20 protein-coding genes are annotated in these 21,601 nt (G+C 60.6%); 4 read left to right on the forward strand and 16 right to left on the reverse strand.

Annotation, left to right across the window (positions count from 1 at the left end; all coding sequences use genetic code 11):
* Window positions 1–51: 51 nt before the first annotated feature.
* From IEX40_RS03950 to IEX40_RS03960, 3 genes are all read left to right on the forward strand, one after another.
* Complete coding sequence (locus tag IEX40_RS03950; RefSeq protein WP_188745773.1) at window positions 52–1,191, forward strand: ornithine cyclodeaminase family protein; 1,140 nt, start codon at window positions 52–54, stop codon at window positions 1,189–1,191.
* Window positions 1,192–1,279: 88 nt separating this feature from the next.
* A complete protein-coding gene (locus IEX40_RS03955) occupies window positions 1,280–1,702 on the forward strand; it encodes a RidA family protein (protein WP_036183350.1) in 423 nt (140 codons plus the stop codon).
* Window positions 1,703–1,760: 58 nt separating this feature from the next.
* Complete coding sequence (locus IEX40_RS03960) at window positions 1,761–3,053, forward strand: NAD(P)/FAD-dependent oxidoreductase (RefSeq protein ID WP_188745774.1); 1,293 nt, start codon at window positions 1,761–1,763, stop codon at window positions 3,051–3,053.
* Window positions 3,054–3,127: 74 nt separating this feature from the next.
* On the opposite strand, the gene IEX40_RS03965 is transcribed toward IEX40_RS03960, so the two are convergent.
* From IEX40_RS03965 to IEX40_RS04025, 13 genes are all read right to left on the reverse strand, one after another.
* Window positions 3,128–4,150, reverse strand: a complete 1,023-nt coding sequence (locus tag IEX40_RS03965; protein ID WP_188745775.1) for a phosphotransferase enzyme family protein — start codon at window positions 4,148–4,150, stop codon at window positions 3,128–3,130.
* Complete coding sequence (locus IEX40_RS03970; protein ID WP_188745776.1) at window positions 4,147–5,448, reverse strand: aspartate aminotransferase family protein; 1,302 nt, start codon at window positions 5,446–5,448, stop codon at window positions 4,147–4,149. The genes IEX40_RS03965 and IEX40_RS03970 overlap by 4 nt, the downstream gene beginning before the upstream one ends.
* Before the next feature lie 108 nt (window positions 5,449–5,556).
* Complete coding sequence (locus tag IEX40_RS03975; protein WP_188745777.1) at window positions 5,557–6,258, reverse strand: helix-turn-helix transcriptional regulator; 702 nt, start codon at window positions 6,256–6,258, stop codon at window positions 5,557–5,559.
* Window positions 6,259–6,429: 171 nt separating this feature from the next.
* Window positions 6,430–7,845: an aldehyde dehydrogenase family protein gene (locus IEX40_RS03980; protein ID WP_188745778.1), complete on the reverse strand. Its 1,416-nt coding sequence runs from the start codon at window positions 7,843–7,845 to the stop codon at window positions 6,430–6,432.
* Window positions 7,846–7,947: 102 nt separating this feature from the next.
* Window positions 7,948–9,246: an alginate export family protein gene (locus IEX40_RS03985; protein ID WP_188745779.1), complete on the reverse strand. Its 1,299-nt coding sequence runs from the start codon at window positions 9,244–9,246 to the stop codon at window positions 7,948–7,950.
* Between the two features lie 437 nt (window positions 9,247–9,683).
* Window positions 9,684–10,073 carry a nuclear transport factor 2 family protein gene (locus IEX40_RS03990; protein ID WP_036186856.1) on the reverse strand — a complete coding sequence of 130 codons (390 nt, stop codon included), beginning with the start codon at window positions 10,071–10,073 and terminating at the stop codon, window positions 9,684–9,686.
* A gap of 31 nt (window positions 10,074–10,104) precedes the next feature.
* Entirely contained in the window at window positions 10,105–11,385 is a 1,281-nt protein-coding gene (locus tag IEX40_RS03995) for a TRAP transporter large permease (RefSeq protein WP_188745780.1), read from the reverse strand.
* Entirely contained in the window at window positions 11,382–11,882 is a 501-nt protein-coding gene (locus IEX40_RS04000) for a TRAP transporter small permease (protein WP_188745781.1), read from the reverse strand. Before IEX40_RS04000 ends, IEX40_RS03995 begins: the two co-directional genes overlap by 4 nt.
* Window positions 11,883–11,939: 57 nt before the next feature.
* Entirely contained in the window at window positions 11,940–12,932 is a 993-nt protein-coding gene (locus tag IEX40_RS04005; protein WP_188745782.1) for a TRAP transporter substrate-binding protein, read from the reverse strand.
* Window positions 12,933–12,980: 48 nt separating this feature from the next.
* Entirely contained in the window at window positions 12,981–14,648 is a 1,668-nt protein-coding gene (locus tag IEX40_RS04010; protein WP_188745783.1) for a bifunctional 3-(3-hydroxy-phenyl)propionate/3-hydroxycinnamic acid hydroxylase, read from the reverse strand.
* Window positions 14,649–14,780: 132 nt separating this feature from the next.
* A complete protein-coding gene (locus IEX40_RS04015; RefSeq protein WP_188745784.1) occupies window positions 14,781–15,599 on the reverse strand; it encodes a VOC family protein in 819 nt (272 codons plus the stop codon).
* Between the two features lie 68 nt (window positions 15,600–15,667).
* A complete protein-coding gene (locus IEX40_RS04020; protein WP_188745785.1) occupies window positions 15,668–16,474 on the reverse strand; it encodes an IclR family transcriptional regulator in 807 nt (268 codons plus the stop codon).
* A 5-nt stretch (window positions 16,475–16,479) separates the two neighbouring features.
* On the reverse strand, window positions 16,480–17,337 hold the full coding sequence (locus tag IEX40_RS04025; protein ID WP_188745786.1) for a fumarylacetoacetate hydrolase family protein: 858 nt from the start codon (window positions 17,335–17,337) through the stop codon (window positions 16,480–16,482).
* 144 nt (window positions 17,338–17,481) lie between these two features.
* Between IEX40_RS04025 and IEX40_RS04030 the strand changes: the two genes are divergently transcribed.
* Window positions 17,482–17,619, forward strand: a complete 138-nt coding sequence (locus tag IEX40_RS04030) for a hypothetical protein (RefSeq protein WP_188745787.1) — start codon at window positions 17,482–17,484, stop codon at window positions 17,617–17,619.
* Between the two features lie 211 nt (window positions 17,620–17,830).
* Here IEX40_RS04030 and qhpG read toward each other — a convergent pair whose 3' ends face one another.
* Genes qhpG through IEX40_RS04045 form a run of 3 tightly spaced genes read right to left on the reverse strand, consistent with a single transcriptional unit; the run spans window position 17,831 to window position 21,552 of the window.
* Window positions 17,831–19,153, reverse strand: a complete 1,323-nt coding sequence (gene qhpG, locus IEX40_RS04035; protein ID WP_188745788.1) for a flavin-dependent monooxygenase QhpG — start codon at window positions 19,151–19,153, stop codon at window positions 17,831–17,833.
* Window positions 19,146–19,835: a subtilisin-like serine protease QhpE gene (gene qhpE, locus IEX40_RS04040; RefSeq protein ID WP_188745789.1), complete on the reverse strand. Its 690-nt coding sequence runs from the start codon at window positions 19,833–19,835 to the stop codon at window positions 19,146–19,148. The genes qhpG and qhpE overlap by 8 nt, the downstream gene beginning before the upstream one ends.
* Window positions 19,828–21,552 carry an ABC transporter ATP-binding protein gene (locus IEX40_RS04045; protein ID WP_188745790.1) on the reverse strand — a complete coding sequence of 575 codons (1,725 nt, stop codon included), beginning with the start codon at window positions 21,550–21,552 and terminating at the stop codon, window positions 19,828–19,830. The genes qhpE and IEX40_RS04045 overlap by 8 nt, the downstream gene beginning before the upstream one ends.
* Window positions 21,553–21,601: the final 49 nt, after the last annotated feature.

The following is a 21,601-nucleotide window of genomic DNA, read 5'->3' on the forward strand; positions in this document are numbered from 1 at the left end:
CTATGCCTCAATTAAGCCTCGATTCGGCAACCCACTTCTATAGGTGATGCAATGTCTGAAAATACCAAGATCGATTTTATCTACCTGTCCGAGCCGGACATGATCAAAGCGGGCGTGACCGATATGCCTGCCTGCGTCGATACCATGGAGGAGATGTTCTCGCTGCTGCACAAGGGTGACTACCGCATGGCCGGCCCCAACAGCGACTCCCACGGCGCCATGATCACCTTCCCGGAAAGCTCGCCCTTCCCGACCATGCCCAAGCCGACCGCTGACCGCCGGCTGATGGCGATGCCGGCTTATCTCGGCGGCGACTTCCAGACCTGCGGCGTGAAATGGTACGGCTCCAATATCGCCAACCGTGAAAAGGGGCTGCCGCGCTCAATCCTGATGATGACCCTCAGCGACATCGATACCGGTGCGCCGCTGGCCCACATGTCCGCCAACCTGCTGTCCGCCTACCGCACCGGTGCGATTCCCGGTGTCGGCGCCCGCCATCTGGCGCGCAAGGATTCGAAAGTGATCGGCCTGCTCGGCCCTGGCGTGATGGGTAAAACCACCGTCGCCTCCTTCATCGCCGCCTGCCCGCAGATCGACACCATCAAGGTGAAAGGTCGCGGCCAGAAGAGCCTCGACAACTTCATCGCCTGGGTCAAGGAGAGCTATCCGCAGATCACCACCCTGCAGGTGGTCGACAGCATCGAGGAGCTGGTACGCGACTCCGACCTGATCTCCTACTGCAACTCCGGCGAAGTGGGCGACCCGACCACCTACCCGATGGTCAAGCGCGAGTGGCTGAAGCCCGGCGCCTATCTGGCGATGCCGGCCAGCTGCAGCCTGGACGACGGCATGAGTGGCCCGGACGTGCGCAAGGTGATGGACAGCATCGGCCTGTACGAAGCCTGGTACGAAGAGGTACCCAAGCCCAGCCACCACGTGATCCCGCTGGTCGGCATGCGCTTTATGGACATGATCGCAGAGGGCCAGATGAGCAAGGACGAGCTGGAAGACCTGGGGGCGATCATCTGCGGTGACACCCCGGCACGCCAGAACGACGACGAGATCATCATCATGTCGGTGGGCGGCATGCCGGTGGAGGACGTGGCCTGGGCCACCAAGATCTACCGCAACGCCATCGAAAAGGGTATCGGCGTCAAGCTGAACCTCTGGGATACCCCGGCGCTGCGCTGATCGCCCTTCGACGCCCCATTCAGGCACGGCGCTGCTCGCCGTGCCGTTTTCGTTACCCGTTTTCGTAATTTATTGTCGAGAAGATCCAATGACCAAGATCGTAAAAGTCAAAACCGGCTCCAAGTTTGAAGAGATCGCCAGCTACTCCCGCTTGGTAATGGTGGATAACCTGATCCACGTTTCCAACACCGCCGGTCGCAACCCGGATACCCAAGAGATCCCGGAAGATGTAATCGAACAGACCGAGCAGGTGTTCAACAATATCGAGCGAGCGCTGGCGGCGGTCGATGCCTCCCTGGCCGACGTCATCATGTCCCGCGTGTTTATCCAGAACCCGGACGACACCCCGGCGGTGATGGAGTTCATCGGTACCAAGTTCCGCGGCATCAACCCGGCCACCACCGTAACCTGCCCGCCGCTGGGCTCCACCGTGTACAAGGTCGAGCTGGAGGTCACGGCTTACCGTGGCGCGTCACAGGCCGAGGTGGAAGAGATCCGCATCGCGCAATAAATCACCGTGGGGTCGGTAGATTCGTCGCTGGCTCTGCCGCTGCTGCAGGACAACCACTATGACCAAAACACTGGAACCCGTCGCTACAGCTGACGAACTTCCCTCCGCCGCCGACGCCGTCATCATCGGTGGCGGTATTGTCGGCGTCACCGCCGCCCTGGCCCTGGCAGAGCGCAATATCTCGGTGCTGTTGCTCGAAAAAGGCCATATCGCCGGTGAACAATCCTCCCGCAACCTGGGCTGGATCCGAAAGACCAGCCGCCATGCCCATGACGTGCCGCTGGCCCAGGCAGCCGACCGCCTGTGGGCTGGAATGCCCGAGCGCATCGGCCGCTCGGTCGGTTACCGTCAGGCGGGTATCATGTTCGTCGCCCGCACCGAAGCGCAGATGGCGTTCTACGAAGACTGGTACAAGTCTGTTGAGACATTGAATCTGGATTCCAAACTGCTGACACCCGGCGATATTGACCGGCTGGTACCTGGCGGCAAGGGCAACTGGGTCGGCGGCATCCATACCCCCTCCGACGGCTATGCCGAACCTTCGATCACCACCAGCGCCATTGCCAACGCGGCGATGAAGCGCGGCGCGACACTGGTGCAAAACTGCGCGGTGCGCACACTGTCCATGTCGGCAGGCAGGGTATCAGGCGTGGTCACGGAAAAGGGCGAGGTACGCTGTTCGCAGGTGTTGCTGGCCGGTGGTGCCTGGTCACGTCGTTTCCTCGGCAACCTGGGCGTGTCGCTGCCGACCCTGCCTCTGATCTGCTCGGTGCTGAGAACTCAGCCGATGGAGGGCCCGACCGACACCGCACTGGGTGCACCGGACTTTTCCTTCCGCAAGCATCAGGACGGCGGCTTTATCATCACCCAGCGCGGCAAGCTCGACGCTCCGGTCACGCTGGATCACCTGCTGATCGGCCACCGCTATCTGGACCAGCTGCGCACACAGCGCAGCTTCCTGAAGATCGGTTTCGGTAAAGCCTTTTTCAAGGATCTGGCGCTGCCACGTCGCTGGAAGGCCGATCGCGAGTCGCCGTTCGAGAAGGTGCGTACCAACGATCCGGACTTTAACGCCGGCCTGAACCAGGACGCGCTGAATAACCTCAAGGCGGCCTGGCCCGCATTTGAGGGAGCCAGAGTGGAAGAAGCCTGGGCCGGCCTGCTCGATGTAACGCCGGATTCCAACCCGGTGATCGACCACATTGAATCGATTCCTGGTCTGACCATCGCCACCGGCTTCTCCGGCCACGGTTTCGGTACCGGTCCGGCCGCCGGCCAGTTGGCCGCTGACCTGGTAGCCGGCGTTGAACCGATCATCGATCCAACTCCATACAGATTTGATCGTCTCTAAGATCGATCCAGACCGACACTCACCCGGTTCAGGGTGAGTGTCGCCATGACGTGTCCCGAGTCCCCTCCCCCGGCTCAACTTATCTCCAAAAACCGCTCTGCCTGCCGACAGGCCCGACGGATCAGCTCCGGCGCCAGCTCACGGGCGGTTTCGGTCTCCTGTCGGCTGCGGATCCAGCCCAGGTAGGTACAGGCTCTGGCGGCCAGGAACAGCTCCAGATCCTCCAGTTCCTGATCCGACAACGCCCGCTCACGGCGATAGCCGTCGATCAACGCCTGTTTCGCCACCGGAAAGCCGGGCTCCTCCTGGATGAAGTAGAGTGCCGTGGCCAGCTCGAACAGGTGCCAGCCGAAGCCGGCGTCGTCGAAGTCGATCAGGCGCACAGTGTCGCCCTCGACCATCAGGTTCTCCGGCACGAAGTCAGCATGGATCAACCCATAACGCTGGGGCGAACGGTCGTAGCCCTCCAGTTTCTCGGCGATACGCTCGCGAACGCTTTCCATCAGCCGTTTCTGCTCCTCGGTCAACAGTTCGAGCTCCCAGAAACGCCCCCAGAAGGGTTCTTCACCCACCAAGCCCTGGCGATCCCAGGCATGACGCTCGAACCCTGCCGGCGGTATCCAGTCGCTTGAGCCGTTGTGCAGCCGGGCAGCCATCACCCCGAGGGTGGAATAGAGATGCTCGATGCGTTCGGCGTTGTCACCCAGCCCCTGCTCCACCGAGCCAAACTGCTCGCCATCGATCCACGCGAACAGATCGATGTCGCGCGCCTCGGGCACGGCCATATGCGACTCACTGACCAGAAGACGCCCGTCGACCGTCGGGATAACTTCCGGCACCGCGATGCCGTTTTCCGCCAGCGCCGACATCCACTGCAGTTCGGAGCGCAATGCTGCGCCACTGTGGTAACCCGGTCGGTGGATACGCAGTGCATAGCGCCGGCCATCGGCGGTATCGACCCGGTATACGGCGTTTTCGCGATACTTCACCAACTGCAGCTCGCTGTCCTGCAACGACCAGTGGCTCAGCGCCTGGGCCGCCATCTGCAACAAGCACTGACTCTGCTGTTCGGGGGTCAATTGATAGAATGCGCTCATACCCGGCCCTCCATCTCAGTCAGCACCTCGTCCAACATCTCCAGCAAAATATCCCCATGCTCTGGCTGGAATGGCATCGGAGGACGGAGCTTAAGAATGGAGTTATGCACACCGATGGTGCTGATCAGCACACCCTTGTCGCGCATCCGATTGATAATGCGCCGAGCCTCGGCCTTGGCCGGTGCCTTGCTGGTGCGGCTCTGTACCAGCTCAACACCGAAGAACATACCCAGGTCACGCACCTCACCGATCAGCTCGTGCTTTTGTTGCAGCTTGTTCAGGCCATCAGTCACATAAGCTCCAGTGGTCACCGCGTTTTGCATCAGGTTGTCCTCTTGCAGAACGTCGAGCACCGCCATGCCAACGGCGCAGGATACGGGGTTACCGCCGAAGGTATTGAAGTACATCGCCTCCTTGCTGAACGCCTCGATCATCTCCGGACGGGCCACGACACCGGCCAGCGGGTGGCCGTTGCCCATCGGCTTGCCCATCGTCACGATATCGGGCGTTACGTCATACCATTGGTGGGCCCAGAAGTGTTTTCCGGAGCGACCGAATCCTACTTGCACCTCGTCAGCGATGTACACGCCACCGGCCTTGCGCACCTTCGCTACCGCCTGTTCCAGAAAGCCGGCCGGTACATTGAGCAAGCCCTCATTGGCAAAGTCCGGGCAGACCAGTATCCCGGCTACCTTAATACCCTCTGCATGAAAGGCGTCGATCGCCTGCTGCACGCGGTCGGCATAGGCCTGCGCCAACGCCTCGCCGGTCAGGCCGTCGATACCGCGGTAGGAGTCGGGTATTGGGAACGCCTTTACCCGCTTGGTGGTTTTCGCCTCCGGCATAAAGCCGGTACCGATCTCGGCCACCGCTTCGGTGTTGCCGTGATAGGCGAAGTCGGTGACGATGATCCCCTGCCCACCGGTGCAGTAGCGCGCCATGCGCAACGCTAGCTCGTTGGCCTCACTGCCGGTGCAGGTCAGCATCGCCATCTGCAGGCTGTCGTCGAACGTGGCGGTGAGCCGCTCCAGGTAATCGACGATATTGTTGTGCAGGTAGCGGGTGTGGATATTCAGAGTCGATGCCTGGCGGCTCAGCGCCTCGACTACGCGGGGGTTGCAGTGGCCCACGTGGGGCACGTTGTTGTAGACATCCAGGTAGCGCTTGCCCTCGCTATCCCAGAGCCAGACGCCCTCGCCACGCACCAGTTGCAGCGGCTTCTCGTAAAACAGCGGGGTGTGATGCCCCATGACACGGTATCTTCTGGACAGAAGATCCTGAGCCTGATTATCGGCCATAGCGATACTCGCCTCCTCAGCTAAAAGTAATCGACTGATTCAGCGTTCAGTATTGGGATCTAGGGCAAGATGCGGGATCCACCGGAAGGTGGACTTGGGGAAATAGCCTTAGCCGTTCAGGTCCAGCAGCACCTTGGCGACAAGCTCGCTGCGTTTTTTCACCTCCGTTTTTCGAAAGATCCGTATCAGATGGGTCTTGACCGTCGCCTCTCCCAAGGCGAGATCCGTGGCAATCGCCTTGTTACTGCTACCGCGCAGCACCAGTTCCAGCACATCGAGCTCACGCTCGGTCAACTCGTACTTGGCGGCGAGATCCTGGCGTTCACTCTCCCTACGCGGCAGGTACACGGCGTTGAGGGCATATTCGAGAAAGGGCTGTACTTTCCTCAGTAAATCCAACTCGTCGGCCCGGAAATTGCCCAGCGACTCCTCCCGCATAATGCTCAGTCCGGCGATGATCTGTCCCTCACGGCGGAAAAACATATCCACGACATAGCGATGGTTAAACGGCACCATGAAATTCTGGTAGTAGAGCGTCTGCTTGAGATGATGAGGGGCGATCCGCGAGTCCAGCGTGACCAGTACCTCATCGCTGTTTGCGAAACGCTCTGGATGTAACGGATCGAGTGCGCCGTACTCCGAGGCGTAGGCCTTCTCCGCATCGGCGGCAAGATTATAGAGCACCGCCCCCTTGTGCTGCATGCCGGGATCGACCAGGAAAAAGGCGGAACTGCTCAAGGAAACCAGGCTGGAGATCAACTCCAGGCTCTTCTGCTGAAACTCCCGTGTGTCGGCATGTTCAATCGTCATCAACGCTACTCATGCATTTCGTGATACGACTGAAAGTTAACATCATAATCTCTTCCTTGTCCCCCTGTGCAGTCGAAGGATGCTGCCGAATACAAAAAAGGCCCCTGCTCGGGGGCCAATCTGATTCTCCGGTGTACAGGAGCCAGGGGTGGAATGATGAGGTCCTGAGTGTCAGGCGCGTTTGATGCTGAGCAGCTGGGATTGGGTATATTCGAGCAGTCCCTCCTCGCCGAACTCGACACCGAAACCGGACATCTTGCAGCCGCCGAACGGGCAGTGCGGCAACACTTCGGCGTGGTTGTTGATCCAGGCGGTACCGCTCTCCAGACGCACCGCGACCTTGCGTGCCTGCTCGATATCGCTGCCCCAGACCGAGCCGCCGAGGCCGTTGGGGTTGTCGTTGGCGCGGGCGATCGCGTCTTCGATATCGCTGTAGCGGATCACCGGCAAGGCCGGGCCGAACTGCTCTTCGTCCACCAGGCGGGTGCCATCGGTAATGTCGGCGACGATGGTCGGCGGGTAGAAGTAGCCGTTGCCCGGTAGCGCTTCGCCGCCGCAGAGTACCTTCGCGCCCTGGGCGCGGGCATCCTCGACCAGCTCTTTGACCAACTCAAACTGCGACTTGTTCTGTACCGGTCCGAAGGTGACACCCTCCTCCAGGCCGGAACCCACTTTCTGCTGCCGTGCAATATCGGCCAAGCGCTGACACAGCTCGTCATACAGCGAATCATGCACATAGAGGCGCTTCAGCGCCGCGCAGGTCTGCCCCATGTTGAGGAAGGCGGTCTGGAAGATCCCCATCGCCACCGCGTCCAGATCGGCGTCGGGCAGTACGATACCAGCATCGTTGCCACCCAGTTCCAGGGTCAGGCGCTTCAGGTTGCCGGCGGCATTGCGCATGATGTCCTGGCCGGTCGGGGTCGAACCGGTGAACACGATCTTGTTGATATCCGGATGACCGGTCATGGCACGGCCGATACCGCCCTCGCCGGTGACGATGTTGATCACGCCGGCCGGTACCTGCTCGTTGATCAACTCGACCAGACGGAGGGTATTGAACGGGGTCAGCGAAGAGGGTTTAACCACCACCGTGTTACCGGTGCGCAGTGCCGGCATGATGTGCCATACCGCGATCATCAGCGGCCAGTTCCAGGGGGTGATCGAGCCGACCACGCCCAGTGGCTTGTGATGCAGTTCGGCCAGGCGCTGCTCGCTGTCCTCGATCACCTTGACCGGGATCTCCAGCTCGGCCGTGTAGCGGGTCCAGGCGATGGCACCGCCCACCTCCATCTGCGCCAGCGCCAGCGGCTTGCCCTGCTCGCGGGTGACGATCTGCGCCAGCTCATCGGCGTTGGCTTCGATGGCGTCGGCGATACGGTGCAGGATCGCCTTGCGCTCGGCGTCCGAGCTGTACTGCCAGCTTTTGAACGCTTCGGCCGCGGCAGCGACCGCCTGATCGACCTGCTCCGGTGAGGCTGCGGGGCAGTCCGCGAAGCGCTCGCCGGTGGCCGGATCGATCACGGCGAAGGGGTCTTTGGCACCGGCGGTAGTCTGTCCACCGATAAGCAGGGAGTATTCAGTCTTCATTTGCAGATCCTCTGGGGCCTTTAAGCAACAGGAGCCGGCGACGAGGCCGGCCCTGTGCGGATATATCTTGTAATTAGCCTTGTAGTGAGTCTTGTAATCAGTTTAGAACGGTACGATCGCCAGCACCTGAACATAGGTGTTGGTATCGTCGTTGCCCTGGGTGCTGGTAGCCGCATCCGGGGTGTAGAAGCCGACCAGCGGGCTGATGATCAGGTGATCGTGCGCCACCCACTCCGCCCAGATATCGATCTCGTTGGCATCGTTGCTGCCGGAGCCGCCCACCGTATCGCTGAAGTCGAAGTACGACGCGCCCACCGTCAGCATCTCGGTCGGGTTGGCTTTCACGCCCAGATAATGAATGTCGGCATCGGTACCGAAGGGACCGGCATAGTTGCCGGCCACTTCACCCTGGAACCAGGTGCCGTAACCGCGGTTGAAGCCGAAGAACAGCGGGTCGTAGCCCTCATCGTAGCTGGTGTAGCGGTAGTTCAGGCTCGGCGACCAGGGCAGGTCGGCGAAGGTCCAGCCCGCCTCGGCGTACCAGGCGTTGGCGTCCGGGTTACTGTTGCCCTGGGACTGATCCACGTACTCGGCGGAGAGGAACAGGTTCTCGACCCCGGCGTTGCCCTGGAAGCGAACGCTGGTGGTCTTCTGGCCGTCGCGACCGTCGTAACCGAAGAACGCGGCTTCGTTGTCATCCACGTCCAGCCCCTTCAGGTGCATCAGGCCGAAGGTGCCCTTGTCGGTGACGTACTCCAGGTTGATCCCGGACATCTCGACGCTGGCCTGGGCCGGGTTGTCGGATTCGAACCAGAACAGATCGCCACGCGGGCCGGACTCACCGCCGACACGCAGCACGGCGGTCTTGTCGAACGCCTTGCGCGCGGCCAGCCAGTAGGCGCCGCCACGGTTGGCGCTGAACCCCGGCACGATGCCGTCCAGCCCCTCGCCCATGTTCAGCGAGTCACCGTTGAGGATGAAACCGTCACCGAAGGTCAGGTTCTGGCGACCGAAGGAGAACTCGACCATCTCGGTACGGTAACCCACGTACAGGTCTTCGATATCGGTGTCGCGCTCGTCACCGGTGGTCAGGCCAGCGGCATCGCCATCGCCCCAGGTGCCGGAGGTCACGGCATTGACCGCACCGAACAGACTACCGTTGCCGACCACCTTGCTGCCGGAGAAGCCGTACTTGGCATAGCCTTCACTCCAAGCAGGGCTGGATTCGCTGTTGCCGTAGGTCTCTTCGCTGCTGAAATGGCCGAGGATCACCTCGATATCCAGGTTCAGCTCGGTGCCGTCCTGGTTGTACAGGTTGTAGGCGGAGGCTGGTGCAGACAAAGCTGCAGCAGCTGCGACCAGCAGGTATCCAGATGTGCGACGGAAAATCTGATTCTTCATTAGCGTCATTCCTCGGGAGTGTGACCAGATGCCGCCCAGGCATCCTTTCTACGCGGAAAAAGTTCTGTGACGCTTGAAGACTAAAACCCGGCTGTAAACCAGTTATGCGGTTGTTGATCGAAGTTGTGGAGTTTTGTAACCAGTTGTAAATATCACGACCGCCCCAGCGCTTTGAGTCGGCGGTACAGGGTCAAAACTCGTGCGAGGCGGGGGCACTCCGATCCGTTATCCAGGTGCCGTGGAGAGCGATGCACGGCTCCCACAGCACAGGGTAACTCTCGATGATGACCTGCCGATCCATACCGGCTTCGAAACGATGCTGCATCGAGGTGCTGGCCAGAGGCTCATCCCGCCCGAGGGCTGCTTCCAGCGCGAAGTCGGCGCACAACTGCGCGTGATTGGTGACGCGGCCTTTCGCCCCTTTTCAGAAACACCCATTACTTGACGCTGGTGGACTGGAAATTCAGCAGTGCCCAGTTACCGCGCTCCTGGCGGTGCCACACTTCGGTGATCGCGGACACCGGCGATGTCGGTTCCTCCTGCCCCTCGCGCTGTAACTTCATCCTCAGGATGCCGGTCAGGATTGCCACCTCGCCCATCACGCTGATCTGGCGGTCCGAGACCTCAACCTTGAGGAAACGCACAGACTGCAAGAAATCGAGATAGCTGTCCCGGTTATCGATCCGGCCCGGCGCATGGATATAGTGCAGATTCGGTGACAGCAACGGCTCCATCGCCGCCCGATCGCCCGCGACCAGCGCGCTCGCACGCGCCAGATGGGCTCCATACACAGCCGCTTCGGCACTGTGCAGCGCTTTTTCACTCATCAAAACCTCCTTCGGTAGTGCTCAGCACAGATCACATCAACCCAAACATTGCAGGTAGCCACAGCGACAGCGCCGGAACCACGTTGATCAGCGCCATACACAGGAACATCATCAGCAGGAAGGGCATCATCGACTTGAACAGCGCCGACATGGAGATCGGTGTGGTCGCCATCACCACGAAGAGTCCCGGCCCCAATGGTGGTGTGACCAGCCCGACCAGCGTTGCCAGGCTGATGACGACACCAAAGTGGATAGGATCGATCCCCATCGCCAGCGCCGCCGGCAATACGATCGGCACCATCACGATCAGGATGCTCATGCTCTCCAGGAACATCCCCAGTACTATGATCAGCAGGTTGATCAGCAGCAGGAACACGATCGGTGAGTCGGTCACTCCGTTGATCAGCGCTACCACCCGATCGGGTACCTCTTCGAACGAGAGCGCCCAACCGAACATGGTGGCCGAAGCGATCAAGCCGGTGATCATCGCGGCATTGAGTGCAACCCGAAACAGCACGTCCGGCAGTTCGGACCAGCGCAGCGAGCGGTAGACCAACGTGCCGATCAGCAGCGCCAGCAGGGAGCCGATCGCACCCGCCTCGGTGGGTGTCATCACCCCCGCCGCGATGCCGGTGATAATGATCAGCGGAATACTCAACGGCACGATATCCTTGAGGAACTCCGCCGGCGTGACTTTAGGTGCATCCGCCTGTCCCTCACGCGGGAACCCGCAGAACAGACCGATCAGAAAGATGATAATCGCGAATCCGATGGTGATCAGAATCCCCGGTACCACTCCGGCCATGAACAGCGCGCCCACCGGCTGAAAAGCGATGACACCGTAGATGATCATCACCATCGACGGTGGAATGATCGGCCCGAGCAGTCCGCCGGAGACCGTCACCGCCGAGGCGAAGTCGCGCTTGAAACCCTTCTTTTCCATCGCCGGGATCATCACCCGACTCATGACCGCTATCTGGGCCAGCGCGGAGCCGAGGATCGAGCTGGTGATGGCATTGGTCAGCAGGTTCACATAGGCGAGACCACCGTGCAGTCGACCGACCAGCATCGACGCGAGTGCGATCAGCCGGTCGGTCAAGCCGCCCCGATTCATCAGCTCCCCCACCATCATGAACAGGGGGATCGCCAACAACCCGCTCTTCTCAAGCGAGCCATAGAGTTGCAGCGGCAGGCTGCCCATCAGCATACTGAGATCGCTTTGCTGCAGAAATACCAGAGTACCGACGAGCAGGGTGATCAGGATCGGCAATCCCATGAACAGGGAGATGAAGAATACCGCCAGGGTGATCATACGCCCTCCCCCAACACCAGGTTGCGCAGCGATTCGAACCAGTTGACGAGCTGATGAAAACTCATCGCCATCAGCGCGATCAGCAGTACGCCGTAGTTGTACCAACGGGGTAACTGGGTAGTCGGTGACAACTCACTCTGCACCAGCGGATCAGACACCCATTGATAGGTAAGCCAGGCGAAAAGGGCCAGGCTTGCCAGCGCCACCAGCTGGAACAGGCAGCTCACCAGTCGGCGCAGCGGCTTTGCCAGCATCAGATAGATGAAATCGATCGCGACCAGTTGCTGCTGGTAGATCAGGTAACTGACGCCCAGAAAGCTCATAGCCACCAGGATCTGCACCGCAACCTCCTCAGCCCAGAACAGCGGCGAGTCGAAGAGATAGCGCAGTACCACCTGGGCGATCAGCAGTAGTCCCAACGATGCGGAGAGGGCGACAAGGGTCCACTTTTCTATTTGGGCGAGCCCGCGGTTCACCCAGCTTATTATGGTCAGCATAGAGAGTCTCCGAACCCGCCGGGCAGACAGGCTGCATCCGACGGGTAGCGCTTGAGCTTATTGTTGTTGCGCCCGTACCTGATTGTAGAAATCGGCAATCAGCTTATCGTTCTCGATGTAACGGTCGCGGATACTCTTCGCCTCCTGCGCATAATCAGCCGCATCAATGCGGATGATATTGACCTTCGCATCCTTCAACGTCTGTAGATTGGCCTGCTCCACCTTCGCCTGCTCTTCGATACCCCACTGCTCGGCATCGGCGAACACCTCGCGGATCAGGGCCTGATCCTCTGCACTCTGCTTATCCCACCATTTTTTCGACACCAGCATGATGCCGGGGAAGGTCATATGGTTGGTCAGGGTCAGGTTGGGCGCCTGCTGGTAAAGCTTCAGCGCCACCACCAGATCCAGGTCCACATCGACGATATCCAGCAGATTGGTGGTCAACGCAGGTGCTATCTCCGGCAACGGCAGTGCAGTGGGTGCAGAGTTGTTGCTCAGCCACCATTCGTTGAAGATCGGTGCCGGGAAAGCGCGCACCTTCTTGTTCGCGATATCCGTCAGGCTGTTGACCGGCTCCACCGAGATCAGGTGGCGCATGCCGGCAATTACGTAACCCAGACCAACCATCCCCTGCGCGTCCATCTTGTCGAGCATCGCCTTGGCCGCCGGCAGCTGAGTTGCCTTGCCTGCCCCCTCGACGCCGTTGAACAGCCCCGGCAGGAACCAGCCGTTCAGGGAGGATTCCCGGTTGGTCATGAATCCTGCGGGAATCACGGCGAAGTTCAGGGCGCCAGCCTGCAGCATCTGGGCGTTCTCCGGATCGCGACCCAGCTTGCCGAACGGGAACACCTTGATCTCCAGCCGACCGTCGCTTTTCGCTTTCAGCTCCTCGGCAAACCTCTCCGATACTTTGCTGAAGATATGCCCCGGTGGTACCGGGGTACTCAACCGCAGGCTTGCAGCCGATGCGGTATTAAGGGTCAACGCCATTGCGGCAAGCGCCGCTGTGATGATCGTTTTCAGCCTTCTGTTGGTTACCCATTTCATGAATATCACCTCTAATATTTATTATTGGTTCGGGTTGGTTTTCGATCCTCAGGCAGCCGACTGGGTCGCGCCGCCCCTCCTCTCTCCACGCTCCGCTTCACGGAGCATCTGTTTCAGCTCGGGTATCACCGTCGCGGCGTTTTCTTCCGTTATCACCGCCATCACGTAGCGGTCGGGACGCACCAGGAACAGCGCATTTTCGACACCGTCGAAGATCCACTCCCTAGCCTTGCCGAAGGCATCTCGGAACACCCGTACGTCACCGTCCGGCACCGGGTTGTATTGCTGGGGCGTGATGCAGACCCGCTGGATATGGGAGGGCAGCTGCTGCTCCCACCCCTTCAACGGTGAAAAAGCCTCCTTGACCGAGGTGCCGTAACCCAGAAGCAGGAATCCCGGCGCACAGCAACCATCCAGCTTGGCCACATGACGCTGTGGATCCTCCAGTGCGGGCTGAGCGATCATGCGGCCCGAACGTGTTTTCTTGGCACTCAGACCGTCGGACAGGAACCAGCCGGAGGTGAAGCGGGGCTTGGGCTTATAGCGCATCTGGGTGACATAATCGCGGGCCGGCGGATAGAGACTCAGCAGGCGCATCCCCGCCTGCATCAGCCGGGCCTGGAACATGGTCGGCGGCATCATGAAGCGGCCCAGAATCGCCGCCATCTCGATCAGCTGCCAGGCGTGGGGTTTGCGCTCATCCTCGTAGGAGTCGAGGATGGTGGCTGGCAGTTGGCCGTGCACCACATGCGCCAGTTTCCACCCCAGGTTGGACGCATCACGGATACCGCTGTTCATCCCCTGTCCGGCAAATGGCGGGGTCAAATGGGCGGCGTCCCCCACCAGGAAGATGCGTCCCTCGCGCCAGCGCACCGCTTCCCTGGCATGAAAGTGATACACCTGCTTGCGCACGATTTCGGCATCGCGGTCGGGTCCGTGATCGGCCATCAAGCGGCGCACGAACGCCTCCTCGACCACCTCTTCCTCGGTCTCGCCGGGCAGCATCATAAATTCAAAGCGGCGTGTCCCATCCGGCCCCGGCAGATTGATACCGGGACGTCGCGGGTCGCAGTAAACCCGCGTCTGGCGGAAGTTGTCACGGGTGCCCTTCAGGTCGATGATCAGCCACTTCTGTTCGTAGGTGAGTCCCTCCAGCGGGATGTCGAGCGTGGTTCGGAAGTAGCTTTTGCCACCATCGGATGCGGCGACGTAGTCCGCCGTCAGTTCGTAGCGGTTGCCTTCGTTATCCTCAACCTCCAGCAACACACCCTGCTCATCCTGACTGAAGTTGACCACCTCGTGTCCGAAGCGGGCATCAACACACTCAAAACGCCGCAGTCCCTGTTTGAGGGAGGCTTCCAGATCGGGCTGGATAAACGCATTGCGCCGCGCGAAGCCGTATTCACTGGCGGTGGGCTCGATGCGGGCGAAAGGCCTGCGCTTCACATCCAGATACACCGATCCATAGTCCAGCGCACACTGACCGATAACTTCCTGATCAAGCCCGATCATCTGCATGGTACGCATCGATTCGTCATCGATGGACACCGCGCGCGGCAGTTGGACCGTGGTCAGGTTTTTTTCCAGTACGACCGTTTGGACACCGTAGGTACCCAGTAGATTGGCCAGTGTCAGTCCATTGGGGCCGGCACCAACCACCACGACCGGCACATGCTGCCGACCGCTCACAGATTTTTTTTCATTATTTGCGGACATAAATCCCCCCGGATTAATCCATCGACTGAGCCAGACACCCAGAAAAAAGCGTGCAGAATCCCCTACCGACAGGTCGGCATTTTTCGTTTTCCGGTTGCTTTATTCGGGGTGCGGCGTCAGGTATGAGGCCGTTTAACTGCGCAGGAAGGCCTGCCCCCAGTAGTTAAGGGTCTTCGGCGTGTGGAGCCAATCGGCGGCGGGCCGACCCTCCATCACCTCCAGCTCAGCGGAGATTTCAACCCAGTTTCCGTCCGGGTCGTGGATCATGAAGAACAGGTTGTTACCGGGACCGTGACGACCAGGTCCCCATTTCAGTTCGATATCCAGCGTGGAGAGGTGGTCGGCCCAATCGCGGATCAGGTTCCAGTCACCCGCTTCGTAGCAGTGGTGATCGAACCAGCGGCTCGGCGCCTTGAACACTGCGAGTACATGGTGCTCCTCATCGCTGCGCAGGAAACAGGCGCGCAGCTCGCCTTCCTCATCCAACACGTTATCGCTGACACTGAGACCGATCACATCACGGTAAAACTCAATCAGTGAATCGACTTCGGTGGTGGCCAGCGCCATATGTTGCAGACGTGCACGATAGGGCATATCCCCCAGGTCGGATTTTTCCGACACACCGTAGATACTGCGGTTACCGTCCGGATCGGTCACCGCAAACACTTCACCATCGAGATAGGGGTTAGCGCAGGGCTCCAGTGTCACACCCTTGCTTTCCAGCCGCGCACGCAGGGAGGCCAGCGCCTCCGCCGACATGCCATAGGCAAAATGCTTGAGTTCTTTCGCATCGCCTTCGCTGATCAGCAGCTTGCGTCCGGGCCCTGTCACCATCCAACCGGCATCGGTGAGCTTGGCTTCGTTACGTAGCGCCGTTGCGTAAAATGTCGCCAGCGCCTCAGGGTTCGGCGACCCCAGTGCCAGATGATCAAGATGTGCGTCGATTGTCATTTTTATTATCCTTCGTTCAGGGCTGGTGGCCTCTTGAGCCCAACACCCCTCGCGTTCAACTTATCGACCTACCTGACGAGCCGTTCGTACTCCCGACTTATCCTGTAGGCCAGCCCAATAATGCGTTCAGCCTCGGCTGCAATCCCGGTGTCGTCGTAATCCTCGATCGGTTGCACGCTGCTTAAACTGCCGATCACCTTCCCGTCGGGATTGAAGATCGGTGCGGCAAGACCGAATACACCCTCATCGACCTCAGCCTTGGTAACCGCATACCCTTTCTGCCGGATCACCCGCAGAGATTTCTTGAACTCGTCCCAGTTGGAACCGAGGTTCGCGCTCTTTATCTCTTCGCTGTAGTTCACGAAGATCTGCATCAACTGGCGATTGGGTAAAAACGCCAGGATCGCTTTCGAGGTCGCGCCCTTCAGCAAAGGCCGTGGAGTACCTCGGGAGTAACTGACCTGACGCCCCACCCCGCCAAACTGCTCAACGCAGATCACCTGATCCTTGAACAGACCGCAGATCAGCCAAGCCACGTTGACCGAGGCGCTGAGCTCCGGCTCGAGCAGCTTCGCCGCCCGCACCAGCGGGTCGGACAGGCGCAGCTGCCGATCCCACTGGATAATCCTTGCACCCAGGGTGTAACGTCCCTGCTCCACCTGAAACAGCAGCCCTGCATCGGCCAACTCCTTGGTGTAGCGATAGGCGGTGGAACGCGTGTACCCCATGGCATCGCATATCCCCTCCACCGACCAGACCGTCGCCTCCTCGGTAAATAGATCAAGGACCGACAACATCCGCTCCAGGCTACTGGTCTTACTGTTGGTTTGAGTCGTATTGGAGCCGGTTACATCCTGGGTGTTGGGTGAATTCATGGTACTCAGCGTTCTTCGTCGATAATGGTATTGCGTAGAATACCAATACCCGAGATCTCGATCTCCACCACATCACCCGGTTTCATCCACACCGGCGGCTCGCGAAACGCGCCCACACCACCGGTGGTACCACTCACGATCACATCCCCCGGTGCCAGTTCGGTGAAGGTGCTGCAGTACTCGATCAAGGCACCTACATCGAAGATCATGTCGGAGGTATCGGTCTCCTGCATCACCTCACCGTTCAGGCGCGTTACCAGATGCAGCGCCTGGGGATCGGGAATCTCATCCTTGGTTACCAGAGAGGGACCGAACCCACCGGTTTGGGGGAAGTTCTTGCCCGGTACGAACTGAATAGTGTGCTTCTGATAGTCGCGCACCGAGCCATCGTTGTAGCAGGAGTAGCCCGCAACGTACTCGAGCGCGTTTTCACGCTTCACATGACGCGCCGTCTTGCCGACCACGACGGCAAGTTCTCCCTCGAAATCCAGCTTGTGAGACACGAAAGGCCGAACGATGGGCTGATTGTGGCCCACCTGGCTGTCGGCAAAACGGGTAAACACCATGGGATGCACCGGCATATCGCGTCCGGTCTCTTTTACGTGGGTGGCGTAATTGATTCCGATACAGAGGATCTTGCCCGGATCGGGGATAACCGGCAGCAGCTCAACCTGATCCAGGGGATAGGATTGGAGCGACTCAACGTCGACGGACGCTACTTTATCGAGCGCACCCGCGGCGATAATAGAACGGAGCGACCCACCCAGCTCATCCAAATGGGGTGAGAGATCCGCGACCATCTCGCCGCTTAGAATCCCGACCGATACCTCACCATTTTTTCGCCGAAACGTGGCTAACTTCATTTTTATTGCTCCATTGGCGTTGGGTTCTCACCTGCGCAACAAGCCTACAACTACAGCTCTCATGCACAGCGTCTCAGGCTTTTAATGATTATTATCCCACAATACAGTATTGTCAATAATTCCTATATTTTGGGATTTTAAAGAATGAAGCCGATTCTTCAGTACATCACACGCCTAGGCCAACGGACTCCGGGAGGGATAGCGCTCTTGGTCGGCGCGCAACTGCTGGTGATCGTTGAGATCCTCTTAACCCGCGGCAATCGCGTAGAGGCGCTGTTGTAGTATGTGGTGAAAACTGTGCTGCACCCCGGTTATGACTTCGATTCTCTCCACCTTGGACACTCCTGTGCACCAGCTCTATGCCTAGGCCGTTGCTGCTACCAAGGTGTTCGGTCTAAACGGGGGCTACTCCACAGGAGCTGCTGGACAGCTTCAGCGCCTTTATCGGCGTTCGAAGCCTAATCGGTTGCTGTAAATGCAGTAGCACAGTGGGCTAGATCCAACCCTGCTGCACCATCCAGCGTGACAATGCGACGCCCTTGGGCTCACCCAGGCGCTCGATCAGCACCCGGGTTGGATTGATATCGGATTGCGCCCGCACCTCGTCCAGCAGCGGCGCCAGTTCAAGGCCGTTCAGATGCCAGATGCCCAGCGGCTGGTCGGGGGTGATCACCACCCGCGCCTCGGTGATAAGACCGTTGTCCACCACCGGCCGCACGCCGGTGCTGACCCGGTCCGGCGTTACCTCCAGATGCAAGGGCTGGCTGTCCGGCCAGGCCCGACGCGCACGCCAGAATGGATGCTCCGGCCACTGGGACTCCTGATCGTAGAAATCACGACCGATGCGGGCGAAGCGGTAGAACAACTGCTCGATTCGGGTTTCATGAAACGCCTTGGCCAGCGCCGCACGCTCAGGATGGCGGATCAGCGTGTTAATCACTGCCGGAGCCTGCAGCGCCGACGACAGCGCCTGAAAGATACCGTTTCCGGAAAGTGGATCCACCGCCATCGCGGCATCGCCGACCCGCAGCCAGTTATCACCGGCGCTGTGCTCACACAGCACCGGCGTGCTGGTGCGGGCATAGACCTCACCGACAGGCTCAGCACCCTCCATGAAAGGTTGCGCCTGCTCAAGCCCGCTGAGGCGTTCATAACACCACTGCCCCAACTGCTGTTTCGGCGGCAACCGGCTGCTGGCCACATCCAGCGTCAGTTGCAGGTAGCGGCGGCCATCCTCACGTTTGGCCATCCAGGCCCAGCCGTCGGCAAAGCTCTGCACCGCCGAGCAGGGAGTGCCGGCCGCGCCCTGCCAGTGCTGCAACAGGGAGACGCTCTGCGCACCGCGAACCCGCGGCACGCCTGAAGCGGGCGCGGCACGGCCCCGCGCCTCGACCAGAAAACCGGCTTCAACACAGTGCTCGCTACCATCGTCACCCACAACGCTAACCGAGAATCCAGCCTCCTGCGAGGCCATTGCCGTAACACGGCCCTGAATCACCCGCACGCCCGAACCGCGCAGATCCTCGACCAACGCCCGGTCGAAGCGCTGGCGCACGATCAGCCGTTCGGTGTTGGCCGCACTTGTCTCGCCGTTCCAGGTCACCGAGCGTGCGGAGGGTGCGGCCAAAGTGGTCAACGCGCGCTCGAAACCGGCGTGACGCATCCCTTCCACGACACGATCGGATACCCCCTCGATGGCATCGAACGGGCGCGGCTCACCGACCAGTGTCACCTCGTAGCCCAGCCGCTTGAGCCCGATCGCCACCGAGGCGCCGGCGGGACCTCCGCCCAGCACCAGGATCTGCGTGTCAGCCATGCTCCCCCCTGCGCTGCTCCGGGCCGATGTAGGCCGCCCGGGCTATCAACCACTCCCGGGCTGCACTCAGTGTCGGCGCGGGATTCTGCTGGAGAAATGCGCCCAGCTGAGCGGTCAGATGAGCACAGCCCAGGCTGGCACCTGAATGCCCCAGGCTGTCGTCCAGCGGCCGCACGCAGCCACCGAAGTCGGCATAGGGCGTTTCCAGGTAGGAGGTCTCGTGCCGGGCGCAGCGGGCATCGCCGGTCATGCGGAACACGCCGGGATAGTGGGATGGATAGACCGGCTCGCCGCGGGCCGGGCTCGAGGCACAGAGGATCACCCCCTGTTTCAGCGCCCGGGTACAGGCCTCGCGCAGGGAGTCCCGGTCCTGGCGCAGGCCGAGGCTCAGGTTGATCAGCTGTGCGCCCTGCTCCACCAGCCAGTCGATCGCCGCAGCCACCTGTGCGCTGCTGGTACTCAGGCGCTCCTGGAACACCTGGGCACTGAGGATCTGCGCCTCGGGCGCCAGCGCCTGGATCACCTCGATCACCCGGCTGCCGTGACCGAGCCGATCCGGCAATGCCGGCTCCAGCCAGAGCTGATTATCGCGCAGGATAAAGGCGGCACTGTCCGCGACCTGCTGCATCGGGGCGCTGCCGGAATCGACCACACCGATACGCACCGGCCTGCTCTCACTCATGTGGAACCTCGGTTATTTCGCTCAGATGACCGTTCTGCAGCAGCAGACGCAGATCGGCACCGGCCAACGTCGACGGCCGGTGGCTGATCAGTATCCGGGTACGCCCGGCAAACAGCCGGTCCACTGCCGCGATCACCTGCTGCTCGGTGGCTTCATCCACCGCCGAGGTCGCCTCGTCCAGCACCAGTACCGCCGGTTGCTGCAACAAGGCACGGGCGATGGCGATGCGCTGTTTCTGGCCACCGGAGAGCTGCTGACCACGCTCGCCCAGCGGCGTGTCCATCCCCTGCGGCAGTTGCTGGATCAGCTCCTCCAGCTGGGCATCAATGGCTGCGCGCAGCACCTGCTCGTCGCTGGCCTCAGGCTTGGCATAGCGCAGGTTGTCGGCCAACGAGCCGCGGAACAGGGTGATCTCCTGCGACACCACCGCCAGCGTGCGGCGCAGATCCGACAGGCTAAGCCCTCTGATATCCACACCGTCCAGCAATATTCGCCCCTGTTGGGGATCGTAGTGACGCTGCAACAGGTCGATCAGCGTCGATTTACCGACGCCGGACGCACCGACCAGCGCAATCTTGCGCCCTGCCGGCAGGGACGCATCGACACCGTTGAGAATCGGTTCTCGCTCACCGTAGGCAAAGTGCACCTGCTCCAGCTTCAGCTCGCCGAACAGGGGGCTCGGCAGGGGCGTGGGCACAGAGGGCGACTCGATCGTCACCTCGCTCAGGCGCAACTCGCTGACCCGGTTCAGGCTTACGCTCATGCGCTGGATCGCCACATAGAGTCCGAGCAGGCTGTTGACCGGCCCGGTGGCCATACCCAGGTAGGTGGAGAAGGCGATCAGCGAGCCTAGCTGCCACTGGCCATGAATCACCCACCAGCCGCCGATCAGAAAGGCGCTGGCGCGGGTCAGCGAGGTCAGCGTACTGGGAATCGCATGGGTGAAAAATTCGGTCACCTGCAGGCGCAGCAACTGGCCCAGGTAGTTGTCGTTGAGCCCCTGCAGGCGCTGCCGCTCACGCCGCTCCTGTCCTGTGGACTGAATGAACTTGATCGCCGGCAGTGTCTCCACCAGAAAACTGGAGAGGTCCGCCGAGCGTTCGCGCATCTCGCGTGTGCGCAGCTCCACCTTGCGCCGCATCCAGCGCAGCCAGAGCACCTCCAGCGGGATCAGCACCAGCACCAGCAGCGACAGCTGCCAGGAGAGCGCCACCAGCAGCACTAGAGCACCGGCAAGGCCGATGATACTGCTCACCGCCGAGAACAGGCTGTCGACGGCAAAGCGCTGGATCTCGGCCACATCGCCGTCGATACGCGAGAGCAGATCGCCGATGCGGCGCTGACCAAAAAAGGTCGGCGAGAGTTTTTGCAGGTGGCCGTAGAGGTCGGTGCGCAGGGCAAACAGGATGCGCCCTGACAAACGGGTGTGCAGATAGCGATTAAGCCCGGAGAGCACGGTGCCGAACAGGCCGACAAGGATCATCGCCACGGCGATCTGCACCAGCGTACCGTAATCTTTCGCCAACAGGCCGTTGTCGATCAGCAGCTTGGTCAGCCAGGGCTGCAGCAGCACCAGCGAGGAACCCAACAGCGACAGCGCCAGCAGGCCGCCAATCGCCCTCTTCTGCGGTCTGACAAAGCTGTACAACCAGCGAAAGCCCTGCTCCAGCCGGGTTCGGTCGGGAGCATGGATCGCACGTACCAGCCATTTCAGCATCGTCTCTCCTCGTTAAAAACGGCAAAACGGGAACCGCCATGTGACAGTC

It is taken from the genome of Marinobacterium zhoushanense, assembly GCF_014641945.1.
Taxonomy (GTDB): domain Bacteria; phylum Pseudomonadota; class Gammaproteobacteria; order Pseudomonadales; family Balneatricaceae; genus Marinobacterium_D; species Marinobacterium_D zhoushanense.

Coding starts and splice junctions, on each gene's coding strand:
- IEX40_RS03950 (WP_188745773.1), top strand. CDS start 52: ATGTCTGAAAATACCAAGATCGATTTTATCTACCTGTCCGAGCCGGAC.
- IEX40_RS03955 (WP_036183350.1), top strand. CDS start 1,280: ATGACCAAGATCGTAAAAGTCAAAACCGGCTCCAAGTTTGAAGAGATC.
- IEX40_RS03960 (WP_188745774.1), top strand. CDS start 1,761: ATGACCAAAACACTGGAACCCGTCGCTACAGCTGACGAACTTCCCTCC.
- IEX40_RS03965 (WP_188745775.1), bottom strand. CDS start 4,150: ATGAGCGCATTCTATCAATTGACCCCCGAACAGCAGAGTCAGTGCTTG.
- IEX40_RS03970 (WP_188745776.1), bottom strand. CDS start 5,448: ATGGCCGATAATCAGGCTCAGGATCTTCTGTCCAGAAGATACCGTGTC.
- IEX40_RS03975 (WP_188745777.1), bottom strand. CDS start 6,258: ATGACGATTGAACATGCCGACACACGGGAGTTTCAGCAGAAGAGCCTG.
- IEX40_RS03980 (WP_188745778.1), bottom strand. CDS start 7,845: ATGAAGACTGAATACTCCCTGCTTATCGGTGGACAGACTACCGCCGGT.
- IEX40_RS03985 (WP_188745779.1), bottom strand. CDS start 9,246: ATGAAGAATCAGATTTTCCGTCGCACATCTGGATACCTGCTGGTCGCA.
- IEX40_RS03990 (WP_036186856.1), bottom strand. CDS start 10,073: ATGAGTGAAAAAGCGCTGCACAGTGCCGAAGCGGCTGTGTATGGAGCC.
- IEX40_RS03995 (WP_188745780.1), bottom strand. CDS start 11,385: ATGATCACCCTGGCGGTATTCTTCATCTCCCTGTTCATGGGATTGCCG.
- IEX40_RS04000 (WP_188745781.1), bottom strand. CDS start 11,882: ATGCTGACCATAATAAGCTGGGTGAACCGCGGGCTCGCCCAAATAGAA.
- IEX40_RS04005 (WP_188745782.1), bottom strand. CDS start 12,932: ATGAAATGGGTAACCAACAGAAGGCTGAAAACGATCATCACAGCGGCG.
- IEX40_RS04010 (WP_188745783.1), bottom strand. CDS start 14,648: ATGTCCGCAAATAATGAAAAAAAATCTGTGAGCGGTCGGCAGCATGTG.
- IEX40_RS04015 (WP_188745784.1), bottom strand. CDS start 15,599: ATGACAATCGACGCACATCTTGATCATCTGGCACTGGGGTCGCCGAAC.
- IEX40_RS04020 (WP_188745785.1), bottom strand. CDS start 16,474: ATGAATTCACCCAACACCCAGGATGTAACCGGCTCCAATACGACTCAA.
- IEX40_RS04025 (WP_188745786.1), bottom strand. CDS start 17,337: ATGAAGTTAGCCACGTTTCGGCGAAAAAATGGTGAGGTATCGGTCGGG.
- IEX40_RS04030 (WP_188745787.1), top strand. CDS start 17,482: ATGAAGCCGATTCTTCAGTACATCACACGCCTAGGCCAACGGACTCCG.
- qhpG (WP_188745788.1), bottom strand. CDS start 19,153: ATGGCTGACACGCAGATCCTGGTGCTGGGCGGAGGTCCCGCCGGCGCC.
- qhpE (WP_188745789.1), bottom strand. CDS start 19,835: ATGAGTGAGAGCAGGCCGGTGCGTATCGGTGTGGTCGATTCCGGCAGC.
- IEX40_RS04045 (WP_188745790.1), bottom strand. CDS start 21,552: ATGCTGAAATGGCTGGTACGTGCGATCCATGCTCCCGACCGAACCCGG.